Raw genomic sequence first — 13,293 nt, 5'->3', positions numbered from 1 at the left:
GAACATCCCAGCATGGCCGAAAAGGTCATGCTTTTTTCTTGGATAAAAAGGTGGGATTTGCAAGGAATTGGCGAAGTATGACAATCACGACATGTTTTTGAAACATAAATGTAATAAAAATATTAGCTCATTTTGTCGATGTCTCATGTATAATGAAAATCGTGGATTAAAACAAAGATAGATATTTAAATATTTTACTATACATAATGAAACACCCAGTGATGAAACAATCTGGTCAACATCTGACTGAACAATCAGGAAGAAAGACATAGAGAGCACAGATTGGTCGCAGAGAATTTGCTGCTTTCTAATGTCGCTTGGGAAATTGTCAAAGGAGGAACTATTTGTGAAAAAGTTTATTACTTTCGGTTTAGCTTCGGTGATCGGAGCGAGCGGTTTATTTATTCCATTTACACATGAAGCAAACGCACAGAACTTTGAACAAAAGAAACAAGAACTAGACAGCAAGCAATCTGAGGTAAACAAGAATCTTCAAAAGAAAAAAGAAGAGCTTTCAAAGCTTGAAGCAAAACAAGAGGCACTTGCACAAAAGCTTAAAGATATTGATGAGAAAGCTTTAAAAACAAGTGATCAAATCGAAGAAAAACAAAAAGAAAATGAAAAAACAAAAAAAGAAATCAAAGCACTGAAAAAAGAAATTGCTGATACAGAAAAACGTATTGAAGAAAGAAACGAGTTCTTGAAAAAGCGTGTACGTGCCCTTCAAGAGAGCGGTGGTTCTACGAAATACATAGATGTATTACTAGGAGCAAAAAGCTTTAGCGATTTCATCAGCCGTGCAGGTGCAGTTTCTACATTGATCAACGCAGACAGTGAAATCATTAAAGAGCAGGAAAAAGACAAAGCAGAGCTTCAAAAGTCTGAAAACGAATTAAACACAAAGCTTGAAAATGTGCAAAGCACACTTGCAAAGCTTGAAACACTTCAATCAGACTTGAATAAACAGCTTGATGAAAAAGACAAGCTATTCAAGCAAGTGAAAAAGCAAAAAGGAAGTGCTTTTTCTGAAATCAGCGAGTTAAACAGTGAGGCTAACAGCATTGCATCTGAAAAGGATGCAACAGTAGCTGCCCAAAAACAAGCTGAAAAAGAAGCTAGAGAAGCAGCTCAAAAAGCAAAAGAAGAAAAAGCGCAAAGACAACAGCAGCAGCGTCAAGCTAGTGTTCAAGCGGAAGACAACAGCTCAAATAACGATAGCAGCCCGTCTTCAAGTAACAGCGGGTCATCTAATAACAACAATAACAATAATAACAGCAACAGCAGTTCACCAAGCAAGAAGCCATCTACTGGCGGTGGATCACCTGTCAGCAGTAACGTAGGCGGAATCGAAGGTGCGATCAGCACAGGTTCTACTATTGTTGGACAATCTCCATATAAATGGGGCGGCGGCAGATCACAAGCCGATATTGACGCTCGTCGTTTTGACTGTTCTTCATTCGTTCGCTGGGCATTTGCATCAGCAGGCATCAACCTTGGACCAGTTGGCGGTACAACAACAGATACGCTTGTAGGTAAAGGAAGAGCTGTAAGTGCATCTGACATGAAACGCGGAGACCTTGTGTTCTTTGATACGTATAAAGTAAATGGACACGTTGGTATTTACTTAGGAAATGGTACATTCTTGAACGATAACAGCTCTCGCGGTGTTTCAGTTGACTCAATGAGCAACGTATACTGGAAAAAAGCATTCAATGGCGTTGTAAGAAGAGTCGTTGAATAAATCATTACTTTTTATATAACCGTAAACAGGCTTCCTTAAACAGCAGTTTAAGGAAGCTTTTTCTTTTTTTGAAGATATGAGCAAATGATTCGCTTATTCCCCGCAGATTTAATAGGATATGGGTAAGGAATAAAAGCTAAGAGTGGAAATGATGCTCTCTGTCATGAATGGAAGCATCACCCAAGGGCATTCTAATAAGAAATGCGAGCAGCAATTGAAGAGGGAGTGACAGTTGTGTCAGAAGAAAAAATCTACGATACGATCATCATTGGAGCGGGTCCTGCCGGAATGACAGCCGCTGTTTATACATCACGGGGAAATCTTTCAACATTAATGATTGAAAGAGGAATTCCTGGCGGACAAATGGCGAATACGGAAGATGTCGAGAACTATCCTGGCTTTGAAAGTATTTTAGGGCCGGAACTTTCAAATAAAATGTTTGAGCATGCGAAGAAATTCGGCGCAGAATATGCATATGGCGATATCAAAGAAATCGTGAACGGTGAAGAGTACAAAATCGTCAAAGCCGGCTCAAAAGAATACAAAGGACGCTCTGTCATTATCGCGGCAGGGGCTGAATACAAAAAAATCGGTGCACCAGGTGAAAAAGAACTTGGCGGCCGCGGCGTATCATATTGTGCAGTATGTGACGGAGCATTCTTTAAAAACAAAGAGCTTGTCGTCATTGGCGGAGGAGATTCTGCTGTAGAAGAGGGTGTGTATCTCACACGCTTCGCTTCTAAAGTAACGATTATCCATAGACGCGATAAGCTTCGTGCACAAAGCATTTTACAAGCACGTGCCTTTGATAATGAAAAAATTGACTTCATGTGGAACAAAACCGTGAAACAGATCAATGAAGAAAACGGGAAAGTCGGCAGTGTGACATTGGTTGATACGGTGACTGGTGAAGAAGAAGAGTTTAAAACAGACGGTGCCTTTATCTATATCGGAATGCTGCCACTGTCTAAACCGTTTGAAAATCTCGGCATTACAAATAAAGAAGGCTACATCGAGACAAACGAAAGAATGGAAACGAGAGTGGAAGGTATTTTCGCAGCTGGTGACATTCGGGAAAAAACACTTCGTCAAATTGTCACAGCAACAGGTGACGGTAGTATTGCAGCACAAAGCGCACAGCATTATGTAGAAGAGCTTGCTGAAAAACTCAAAGCAACGAAATAATTGGCTGTCGTAAATCCTTAATATAGCGTCATGGGCTTTTAACTGGAATGTAACACGGGTGAAATAATTTTCCGTTATGATAAAACTAGTAATTGACCCCCTTTTATAAGGAATACATGTTTGGCACGGATGTGAATCCGTGTCCTTTTTTTTGCCTAAAATCAGAAATTCACGAGATGTTCACAAATGACGCATGGAGAGCCGTTAGATGCTGTAAAATAAAGAGTAGAGAAATGGCTCGTTACATCATTCAAACGAAAACCGGTCTGTTTTCGGGGAAGAACGGGCATGTTCATTGTGGGAGTCAGGTTGAACCTGTATAATAAGTTAAAGACATAAAAGAGTAGGTGACAGCTGATGCAACGAGTAACCAATTGTGTGCTGCATCACGAAGATCAAGTTCTCTTGCTGCAAAAGCCAAGACGGGGCTGGTGGGTAGCACCGGGCGGCAAAATGGAAAGCGGAGAATCGGTCAAGGATTCAGTCGTTCGAGAATATAGAGAAGAAACAGGTATTTATATTTTAAATCCGCAGCTGAAAGGTGTTTTTACCTTTATCATAAAAGAAGGCGATCAAATCGTTCAAGAGTGGATGATGTTCACCTTTATGGCAGATTCATTTACCGGAAAAAACGTAACAGAGTCAGAGGAAGGCATTTTAAAATGGCATGACGTAAAGGATGTGCCTCATTTGCCGATGGCTCCAGGAGATTCCCATATTCTTGATTTCATGCTCAAAGGAAAAGGACTTCTGCACGGCACTTTTACGTATACACCCGATTTTGAGCTGATTGCTTATCGGTTAGATCCTCAGGGAGAATAATACATGAACCGTTTTCATAAAGAAGGAGAGGAAGCAGGCATGAATACACAAAAACAAGAAGATATTCAGCTTGTGATTATTACAGGAATGTCAGGTGCGGGGAAAACCGTAGCCATTCAAAGCTTTGAAGATTTAGGCTACTTTTGTGTTGATAACCTGCCGCCATCACTTTTACCGAAATTCCTAGAACTCATGAAGGAATCGAATTCCAAGATGAGCAAGGTCGCTCTTGTGATGGATTTGCGCGGTCGCGAATTTTTTGACAGCTTAATTGCGGCATTAGATGAAATGAGTGATCTTGACTGGATCACGCCAAGAATTCTATTTTTAGATGCAAATGATAAGGTACTTGTCTCAAGATACAAAGAAACGAGACGTTCGCATCCCCTTGCGACAACAGGTTTGCCGCTTGAAGGAATTGCAATGGAGCGTGAGCTGTTAGAGGAGTTAAAAGGCCGGTCTCAAATGATTTTTGATACATCGGATTTAAAACCAAAACAGCTGCGAGAAAAAATCGTCACGCACTTTGCCACGAACCAAGGTCAGGTGTTTACAGTAAACGTGATGTCCTTTGGCTTTAAATACGGTCTGCCGATTGATGCTGATCTTGTCTTTGACGTGAGATTCCTGCCGAATCCTTACTATATTGAGAGCATGCGTCCACAGACTGGAAACGATGAAGAAGTGCGCTCTTATGTGATGAAATGGAGTGAAACGCAAAAATTCACAGAGAAATTAATCGATCTTCTCAGCTTTATGCTTCCGTCGTATAAGAGGGAAGGAAAAAGCCAGCTTGTGATTGCCATCGGCTGTACAGGCGGGCAGCATCGATCCGTGACACTAGCCAACTATTTATCGGAGTATTTTAAAAACGATTACTATACACATGTCACTCACCGGGACATTGAAAAGAGAAGCAGAAAATAGATGACAACACTACCAAAGGTGGTCATTCTTGGCGGAGGCACTGGCTTATCTGTTTTGCTCAGAGGGCTAAAAACGAAGCCAGTGGACATTACCGCTATAGTAACGGTTGCTGACGACGGAGGCAGCTCAGGCAGACTGCGGCATGATTTGAATATTCCCCCTCCAGGTGATATTCGAAATGTCCTTGCGGCTCTCTCTGATGTTGAACCGCTTGTAGAAGATTTATTTCAGCACCGTTTTAACAAAGGGAATGACTTAACAGGCCACTCACTCGGCAACCTCATTCTTGCGGCCATGACAAATATAACCGGTGATTTTTTTCATGCCGTCACTGAAATGAGCAAGGTTTTAAATGTGAGAGGAAAAGTATTGCCAGCAGCAAATTCAAGTGTTGTTCTTCATGCGGAATTAGAAAATGGGCAAATGGTGACAGGAGAATCGAAAATTCCCACCTATGGTGAGCGAATTAAACGAGTGTTCCTCACACCCGATACGATTGAACCGCTGCCAGAATCTATTCAAGTCATTCGTGAGGCGGATTTGATCGTCATTGGGCCTGGCAGTCTGTATACGAGTATTTTGCCAAACTTGCTTGTCCCGCATATTGGAGAAGAAGTGATTCGCTCAAAGGCGAAAAAAGTGTATATTTGTAATGTCATGACGCAGCCGGGGGAAACGCTTTCCTACAGTGCAGCTGATCATGTTCAGGCATTAAATGATCATATGGATCGTCCATTTATTGATACAATTTTTGTGAACAATAAAGAAATTCCAGAAGAAATCAAAGCAAAATATGCAGAAGAACAGGCACAGCCTGTCCAATTCGACACAGATGCACTGAAAGCAATGGGATTAGAAGTGATTCCTGGAGAAATCATTACATATGACCAGCATGTCATTCGTCATGACACGCTGAAAGTAGCCTCGCTGCTTGTCGATCTGCTGCATCAGAAAAAATAGGAATGGGGGTGGCAAGGATGTCATTTGCATCCGAAACAAAAAAAGAGCTGACTAATCTGGACGTGAAGGACTGCTGCACAAAAGCAGAGCTTTCTGCCCTCATCCGTATGAACGGTTCATTATCTTTCTCTAATCGAAAATTGATTTTAGATATACAGACAGAGAACGCAGCCATTGCAAGACGGATTTATACGCTGCTCAAGAAAAAATACGATGTGACAGTCGAACTGCTCGTACGTAAAAAAATGAGATTGAAAAAAAATAACGTGTATATTGTCAGACTGGTAGAACGAGCGAAAACCATTTTAGAGGACTTGAAAATATTAGGTGAGCAATTTGTATTTGAGCGCAATATTTCAGAAGAGCTTGTGAAGAAAAGATGCTGCAAGCGCTCCTATATGAGAGGTGCTTTTTTAGCAGGCGGTTCTGTGAATAACCCAGAAACGTCCTCCTATCACCTTGAGATTTTTTCACTATATAAAGAACATAATGATGCCCTTTGTGAGCTGATGAATCAATTTCATCTCAATAGTAAAACACTTGAGCGCAAAAAAGGGTACATTACGTACATGAAGGAAGCAGAAAAAATCACGGAATTCTTAAGCGTTGTGGGCGCTCATAACTCACTGCTTCGCTTTGAAGATGTGCGAATCGTCCGAGACATGAGAAACTCCGTCAACCGGCTCGTCAATTGTGAAACAGCAAACTTGAATAAAACGATTGGTGCTTCACTGCGTCAGGTCGAGAACATTCAATTTATTGATGAAAAAATTGGACTTGATGCCCTGCCGGATAAGCTTCGTGAAATTGCCAAACTGCGAGTCGACTATCAAGAGGTCACGCTGAAGGAACTTGGAGAAATGGTGGAAAGCGGCAAGATTAGCAAGTCAGGGATTAACCACCGTTTAAGAAAGCTAGATCAAATCGCAGAACAATTACGAAACGGACAAGCTGTTACACTCAAATAGGAGAATGAAAAAGGGAGGCAGATCATATGGTGGAAAAAACGGTCACCATCCAGCTGAAAACAGGCTTGCAGGCACGTCCAGCTGCTTTGTTCGTACAAGAAGCCAATCGCTTTGGTGCTGATATTTTTCTTGAGAAAGATGGAAAAAAAGTCAATGCGAAAAGCATTATGGGTCTCATGAGTCTTGCGATCAGCTCTGGGGTTACTGTCACACTGATTGCAGATGGTGCGGATGAACAAGAAGCCATTGAGGCGTTAACAGATTTTATCAATCAAGAAAACTGAGTCTCTTCAAAGGCTCAGTTTTTTTAGGAGGGAATGTCATGATTCAATCAGCTTTTTTACAGAAGATCGGTTATGAAGGCAAGTCCATCACCTTTAATGACTTGCCTGTATTATTAAAAAAAATGGCCTATACCTTTCCATTCGAAAATAGATCTGTTTTGAACAAACAATCCTACGCTTTGAATCAAGAAGGATTGAAGCAGCATCTTCTGGAAGAAAACAGAGGAGGTCTTTGTTACGATCTCAATCCTCTCTTATACTATGTATTAAAAGAGGCTGGGCTCTCTGTACAGCTTCTTCAAGGGACAGTGTATATCAAAGAAGCGGACACGTGGGCCATTGATGGCACGCATGTAGCCATCATGTTGAAGCATCATAACGAGCGCTTTCTCATTGATGCGGGATTTGGTGTGAATTTACCTCTTCAGCCTGTGCCTTTTACAGAAGATTGGGTGGAAGGAGCGTCTATTCGGTTTCGCGTCAAAGCAGAGAAAACCGAGAAGGGGACATATCTGCTCCAATTAGATAAGGGAGATGGTGCTGAAACAGGCTATGCTTTCAAATTGAACGAGGTGGACGAGGCTGCATTGGTCCAATTGAGACACGAGATTTATGAAAATGAATCCTCTACTTTTAACAAAAGACCACTTGCGTCAAAGCTCACGCCAACAGGACGTGTGGTCGTTACTGAGGATCATGTCACCACACATGAACATGAAGAAGTGTCGAAAAAGCCGCTTCCGGTTCCTTTTGAGGATTACGTGAAAAAGCTTATACCGTAAACCCATACTAAAAGACAGCCCCTGATGAAACAGGGCTGTCTTTTTTATTGATTATCGAATACGTGTGAAAGTCGCATAATGGTCTGTTGTTTTGTAAATGAGCCAGTCGCTTGAATACACAAGACGGTCAGCATTGCGGAAGCCTGAAACGTAGTTGATGTCTGCCTCACGCCATGTGCGGCCGCTTGCTGAAGGAAGACGTCCTTCCCGGTTTGAGAAAATATCTCCACCGATGCTTTTACCTGGCGCCACTTCTGCTAGATTTCCCTTAGATGCCACCCATCCGAGAGCACTTGCTTGTGATTTCGTAATGTAGTTATCAGGCAATCGTTTGTAGCGAATTAAATAATCTGCTACACCATCAAACGTATTAATGACGGCAAGGGTACGTACATCTGGCGTGAGCTGAATAGAAGCAGTTTCAGTTGTGGCTGTTGGTGTAAGGGGTGTTTCTGCATGAGCTTGCTGCGGGACAAATCCAGAAAACAGAATAGCAGCGATCAGAGCGAACATAGTCAAAACTGAACTCAATCTTTTCATCTTCATCCTCCTATTAAGGAAATCCGATGCCGTCCTCTTGATGCTTGTCTACCTCATATTATAGCACCCGAACATGAAGGAAATGTAAAGAATCAGGATCTTTGCTAAAATGAGACTTTTCTCCTGAATCCTCTTAAAGAAATAAATAAAAAGACGCAGTTCAGTTCCCTGCGTCTTATTTGATCAAGAGGAAGCAAGCTCCTTCACAACATCAACAGGCGCCTTCCCATCTATTCCATGAATCACATTATGAATGGCTCGTTTCAGCATGAGATCCCTTGTTGTTTCAGTAGCGGAACCGATGTGAGGGGCTAGGGTGACATTGTTCATCTCTTTGAAAGGATGATCCTCTTGAAGCGGTTCCTGCTCATACACATCAAGACCAGCGCCTTTGATCCATCCCTTCTGAAGTGCTTGAATGAGGCTTTTTTCATCCACTGTTTTCCCACGGGAAATGTTTACAAATAAAGCCGTTTGCTTCATTAACTTCAATTCTCGTTCCCCAATCATATGATACGTTTCCTCGGTCAGCGGTGTAATCAACACAATGATATCAGCTTGTTTTAAAAGATCATCAAGTGCACAATAGACAGCGCCATACGCCGATTCAGCCTTTTCATTCCGGCTTCGGTTATGATAAAGAACATTCATATCAAAACCATGTGCTGCCCGTTTGGCAACTTGTTCTCCAATACGTCCCATGCCAATAATACCGAGCGTTTGGTGATGTACATCGATGCCAAAGATCTCTTCTTCCTGTACGAATTTTGTCCATTTTCCTTCACGGATAAAACGATCAAGCTCGGCGATTCTTCGCGCAGAGGAGAGAATGAGCGAAAAGGCAAGGTCAGCCACGGTATGATCGAGCGTATAAGGGGTGTGCGTACCAATCACGCCTCTTTGCCTCATCGCTTCTATATCGAAATTGTCATAGCCGACAGAGTTATTACTCACTACCTTGAGTTTTGGTGCGTGATCTAACAGCTCTTGATCGATTTTCGTTCCAGACGTTAAAAGACCATCAGCGTGCTGCAGCTTTTCAAACAAAATGTCTCTTGGAATAGGGTCTTTGGATTGCCAAACCTCGTATGTACAATGTTCCTTTAGCATTTCCTCAAAAGAAGCAGGTAAGGGTTTGGCGACAAAAATGTGTGGTGTCACAGTCAATTCGCTCCTTTCACATGGTCATCTTACTCCTTTTATTATAAAGCAACCATTTCGGCAGAACACGTTTGAATGTTAGCAGCTCAATATTTAATATACTAAAATAACGGTAAAGAAAGACATTTTCTTAATGAAAAAGTAGATTCATATGCCATCTGATGCATTTTTATCTATATAAAAATAAGCGGATAGTAGAGTATACATGTGAATTTGCAAGATTTTACGAGAGATTATCTGACAAACTGGAAAATAGATCGAGACTTTTTGATAGAAAATTTATTATATTTGAAATGTATTAAACGGGATGGTCATTTTCTACTAAACCATTTTATTGTCTTTTAGTGTGATGAGAACAATAGATTGAAAACAAACCCGCGAATCCGCTGGGATGCAGCGTAAAATAGAGAAAATAATGATATTTCTTCTCATCGTTTTCTCATTTTTTTCTTTTTTTTCTATCATTTTTCTTCTCTATTCTTGAGAACACGAGAAGGAAAAGGGGGACGGGCACGAGCTTACGTTACTTAAAAAAAGATGGGAGATGGCAAAATGGGATCAAAATTAGAACAGATTCTTCAGCACAATTCAGAGTTTGTGAACGAGAGACATTATGAGCCTTACAAAGCGGGGAAATTTCCTGAGAAAAAACTGGTCATTTTAACGTGCATGGATACCCGTCTTTTGGAATTATTGCCGCAATCTATGGGACTGCGCAATGGGGATGCAAAGATCATTAAGAATGCGGGCGCCATCGTGACACATCCGTTCGGCAGTGTGATGCGGAGTATCCTGCTAGCTATCTATGAGCTAAAGGCAGAGGAAGTATGCATTGTAGGTCATCATGAATGCGGAATGGCAGGTCTTGCGGCGGATCCTTTACTTGAAAAGGCGAAAGCACGTGGAATCGAAGAGAAATGCTTAAGCATTGTGAAAAACTCAGGAGTCGATTTAAAGGGCTGGCTGACAGGCTTTGATTCAGTTGAAGAGAGCGTGGCCCAAAGTGTGAAATTAGTGAAAGAACATCCACTGATGCCAAGTGATGTGGCTGTTCATGGACTGGTGATTCATCCAGCAACAGGAAAGCTGGATGTCGTTGTGAAAGATAAACTGATTGACCCGCAGTATACCTAAATCATCTACACATACTTAAAGGAGGCCAACACATACCATGCGTTTTTATGGAAGATTTGAAGGGTACAATTCATCAAAGTTTAGACGCGATTTAATCGCTGGGCTTGTCGTGGGGGTTGTGGCAATTCCTTTAGGCATGGCATTTGCCATTGCATCTGGTGTCGGACCAGAATATGGATTATACACAGTCATCGTTGCCGGCATTTTGATTTCATTGTTTGGTGGTTCAAAGTATCAGATCGGCGGGCCGACTGGGGCGTTTGTTCCAATTTTATTCGGGATTGTCAGCCAGTACGGTATTGAAAACTTGCTTATTGCCGGTTTTATGGCAGGCTGTATGCTTGTATTATTCGGAATATTCAAACTAGGAAAGCTCATGAAGTTTATTCCTCGTCCGGTTATCATCGGTTTTACTGCTGGCATTGCTGTCATTATTTTTTCAGGACAGATTGCCAACTTCCTCGGATTAAAGGGTGTTGAAAAACATGAAAGCTTTTTCCTCAATATGAGAGAAATCGTGGTCCATCTCGGTACCACAAACAGTCTCGCCATCATCACAGCCGTCACCGGGCTCATTGTGATTTTGGCGGCACAAAAATACATTCCCAAAATACCTGGTGCTCTATTAGGTCTATTGGCTTCTACGTTTCTCGCCGTTCTTTTCTTTCAAGGACAAGTTGAAACGATTGGCTCTGCATATGGTGAAATCCCTCGTCAGCTGCCAACCTTCGCTTTTCCTGAATTGACGATTGAAAAAATGATATACCTCCTGCCTCCAGCAATTATCATTGCACTTTTAGGCGGCGTGGAATCGATTTTGTCCGCAATGGTTGCTGATAATATGAAAGGCTCTAAACATGACAGCAATAAAGAGCTTGTTGGACAAGGAATTGCCAATATGGCGGCACCGCTTTTCGGAGGAATTCCAGCGACGGGCGCTATTGCCCGCACGGCAACGAACATAAAAAATGGAGGAGCAAGTCCGATTTCTGGTGTTGTGCATGGCGTTGTCGTCTTGCTAATCTTAATGGTATTTGCGCCATATGCGTCAATGATTCCACTTGCTGCAATGGCACCAATTTTAATGTTTGTTGCTTGGAATATGAGTGAGAGAAAAGAATTTATCAATATTGTGAAAGTGAAAAATGCCGATTCGCTTGTACTTGTCGTGACCTTCCTGCTCACAGTGATCGGTGATTTGATTATTGGCGTCACCGCTGGTCTCATTTTAGCGTTTATCGCTTTTATCAAAAAAATGAGCCAGACGACCAATATCCATACAAATGTCGCTGTTCCTCAAATGGAAACAGCAGCTGCTTTAGAAAAACAGACAGACGAGAAAGGGATCAGTATGTATTCCATCGAAGGGCCGCTCTTTTTCGGAACAACAGATTCATTGGAAAATTCGATTTTGGACCATGTTCAAACAAAACCAAAAACACTTATTCTGCTTATGAATAAAGTCAATTATATGGACACGTCGGCAGAAGCGGTTCTCATGAATATCTCCAATCGGTTAAAGCATCATAATGGAAAGCTGATGATCGTTGGGCTTCAATCACAGCCTAAGGAGCTTTTGCATCGAACAGGTCTTTTCCATCATATCGGAAAGCAGCATTTCTTTGAACGAACAGATGACATCTCACCACAGCATCTTTAAGGCTTAGAAAAACACGTGACAGCTGGTCACGTGTTTTTTACTGACTCTTTTTCTCCAGAAAAACGCTTTGTGAGTTTCTGTTGATGAGCGCTGAAGACCTCTTCTACTGTGACGTCATAGAGATCCGCTAAAATGAGGAGGTTTGCTAAGACATCTCCCATTTCTTCAATGAGTTCTTTCTTCAGCTCAGATGATTCCTGTCTCTGCTCATCAGGCCGGTCTCGTCCAATTTCTATTGCTCTAACAGCACGAGCGAGTTCTCCCGTTTCTTCCATTAAGAAGCCTAACCGGATAAACGGTCCATATTCTGTCCAATTTCTCATTTGATAAAAATCCTTGATCCACTTCTCCATTTCAGTTGTTTGCATTCTCTCTATACAGCTCCTTATATGGTGTTCACTCTTTTGATTTTACACTATATATAGAAGAAACGGCTGTTTTTTTACAAATCATTATAGTAGAATGAGTGAAGAAATCATAGAGAGAGATGGAGCTGTTTTGATGAAAACGATTTGTGTGTTTGCTGGTTCAAATCCAGGTGTAAACGATGTCTACAAACAAAAGGCTGTAGAGCTGGGGGCTTATATGGCGAAGCAGGGCATTCGTCTTGTTTACGGCGGATCGCGTATTGGGTTAATGGGCGCGATTGCCGATGAGGTCATGAGACATGGCGGGCAAGTGATCGGTGTCATGCCTAAGGGGCTTTTTAGAGGAGAAGTCGTGCATCAAGAGCTGACAGAGTTAATTGAGGTAACAGGCATGCATGAACGAAAAGCGAAAATGAGCGAGCTGGCCGATGGGTTTATTGCGATGCCAGGTGGCTTTGGTACATATGAAGAATTATTTGAGGTGCTGTGCTGGGCACAAATCGGCATCCATCAAAAGCCGATTGGATTGTATCAAGTGAATGACTATTTCAACCCGCTTATGGACATGGTGAAGTTTAGTGTACAGGAAGGCTTTTCAAATGAATCACACCTTCAATTGTTACATGCTTCGAGCGAACCGGAGGAATTAATCACGCAGATGGCTTCTTATCAAACACCGTCTCTTCAGCAGAAATGGACGGAGCTGTCTTAAAGTATGTTTAAATGACAAAAAACCGTCTGTTCAAGGAACAGACGGTTTG

Annotated in this window: 14 protein-coding genes; 11 read left to right on the top strand and 3 right to left on the bottom strand. The window is 41.9% G+C overall.

Annotated elements, in window-relative coordinates; genetic code table 11:
- Positions 1-346: 346 nt before the first annotated feature.
- The 8 genes from ACP69X_RS01870 (at position 347) to ACP69X_RS01835 (ending at position 7,669) form a co-directional block, all read left to right on the top strand.
- Complete coding sequence (locus ACP69X_RS01870; protein WP_426052363.1) at positions 347-1,741, top strand: PcsB-like coiled-coil domain-containing protein; 1,395 nt, start codon at positions 347-349, stop codon at positions 1,739-1,741.
- A 234-nt stretch (positions 1,742-1,975) separates the two neighbouring features.
- Positions 1,976-2,926, top strand: coding sequence for a thioredoxin-disulfide reductase (gene trxB, locus ACP69X_RS01865; RefSeq protein WP_039183330.1), 951 nt, complete (start codon positions 1,976-1,978; stop codon positions 2,924-2,926).
- A gap of 357 nt (positions 2,927-3,283) precedes the next feature.
- Positions 3,284-3,748, top strand: coding sequence for an 8-oxo-dGTP diphosphatase (locus ACP69X_RS01860; RefSeq protein WP_024423553.1), 465 nt, complete (start codon positions 3,284-3,286; stop codon positions 3,746-3,748).
- 39 nt (positions 3,749-3,787) lie between these two features.
- On the top strand, positions 3,788-4,675 hold the full coding sequence (gene rapZ, locus ACP69X_RS01855; RefSeq protein ID WP_041088634.1) for an RNase adapter RapZ: 888 nt from the start codon (positions 3,788-3,790) through the stop codon (positions 4,673-4,675).
- The gene (locus ACP69X_RS01850) at positions 4,676-5,635 is read left to right on the top strand and encodes a gluconeogenesis factor YvcK family protein (RefSeq protein ID WP_034281026.1); all 960 of its coding nucleotides are present in this window, start codon (positions 4,676-4,678) and stop codon (positions 5,633-5,635) included. It begins immediately after the preceding gene.
- 17 nt (positions 5,636-5,652) lie between these two features.
- Positions 5,653-6,603: a DNA-binding protein WhiA gene (whiA, locus tag ACP69X_RS01845; protein ID WP_003213321.1), complete on the top strand. Its 951-nt coding sequence runs from the start codon at positions 5,653-5,655 to the stop codon at positions 6,601-6,603.
- Between the two features lie 26 nt (positions 6,604-6,629).
- Positions 6,630-6,887 (top strand): HPr family phosphocarrier protein, encoded by a 258-nt coding sequence (locus ACP69X_RS01840; RefSeq protein WP_024423549.1) that lies wholly within the window; start codon positions 6,630-6,632, stop codon positions 6,885-6,887.
- A gap of 38 nt (positions 6,888-6,925) precedes the next feature.
- A complete protein-coding gene (locus ACP69X_RS01835) occupies positions 6,926-7,669 on the top strand; it encodes an arylamine N-acetyltransferase family protein (protein ID WP_411242578.1) in 744 nt (247 codons plus the stop codon).
- A gap of 51 nt (positions 7,670-7,720) precedes the next feature.
- Here ACP69X_RS01835 and ACP69X_RS01830 read toward each other — a convergent pair whose 3' ends face one another.
- On the bottom strand, positions 7,721-8,209 hold the full coding sequence (locus ACP69X_RS01830; RefSeq protein ID WP_268464324.1) for a ribonuclease domain-containing protein: 489 nt from the start codon (positions 8,207-8,209) through the stop codon (positions 7,721-7,723).
- 183 nt (positions 8,210-8,392) lie between these two features.
- Positions 8,393-9,370, bottom strand: a complete 978-nt coding sequence (locus ACP69X_RS01825; RefSeq protein WP_064498004.1) for a 2-hydroxyacid dehydrogenase — start codon at positions 9,368-9,370, stop codon at positions 8,393-8,395.
- Positions 9,371-9,922: 552 nt separating this feature from the next.
- On the opposite strand from ACP69X_RS01825, the gene ACP69X_RS01820 reads away from it, so the two are divergent.
- Complete coding sequence (locus tag ACP69X_RS01820) at positions 9,923-10,504, top strand: beta-class carbonic anhydrase (protein ID WP_047203875.1); 582 nt, start codon at positions 9,923-9,925, stop codon at positions 10,502-10,504.
- 37 nt (positions 10,505-10,541) lie between these two features.
- The gene (locus tag ACP69X_RS01815; protein WP_268473728.1) at positions 10,542-12,164 is read left to right on the top strand and encodes a SulP family inorganic anion transporter; all 1,623 of its coding nucleotides are present in this window, start codon (positions 10,542-10,544) and stop codon (positions 12,162-12,164) included.
- A gap of 26 nt (positions 12,165-12,190) precedes the next feature.
- On the opposite strand, the gene ACP69X_RS01810 is transcribed toward ACP69X_RS01815, so the two are convergent.
- Complete coding sequence (locus ACP69X_RS01810) at positions 12,191-12,532, bottom strand: MazG nucleotide pyrophosphohydrolase domain-containing protein (protein WP_058837578.1); 342 nt, start codon at positions 12,530-12,532, stop codon at positions 12,191-12,193.
- A 133-nt stretch (positions 12,533-12,665) separates the two neighbouring features.
- Here ACP69X_RS01810 and ACP69X_RS01805 point away from each other — a divergent pair, with 133 nt between their 5' ends.
- Positions 12,666-13,244 (top strand): TIGR00730 family Rossman fold protein, encoded by a 579-nt coding sequence (locus tag ACP69X_RS01805; protein ID WP_041088147.1) that lies wholly within the window; start codon positions 12,666-12,668, stop codon positions 13,242-13,244.
- The last annotated feature ends 49 nt before the right edge of the window (positions 13,245-13,293 follow it).

The organism is Bacillus sp. DC4300-2b2, from assembly GCF_049895685.1.
GTDB classification, from domain to species: Bacteria; Bacillota; Bacilli; order Bacillales; family Bacillaceae; genus Bacillus; species Bacillus safensis.
The sequence above is the reverse complement of the archived record's forward strand: the minus strand, read 5'-3'. Positions and strand labels throughout refer to the sequence as shown.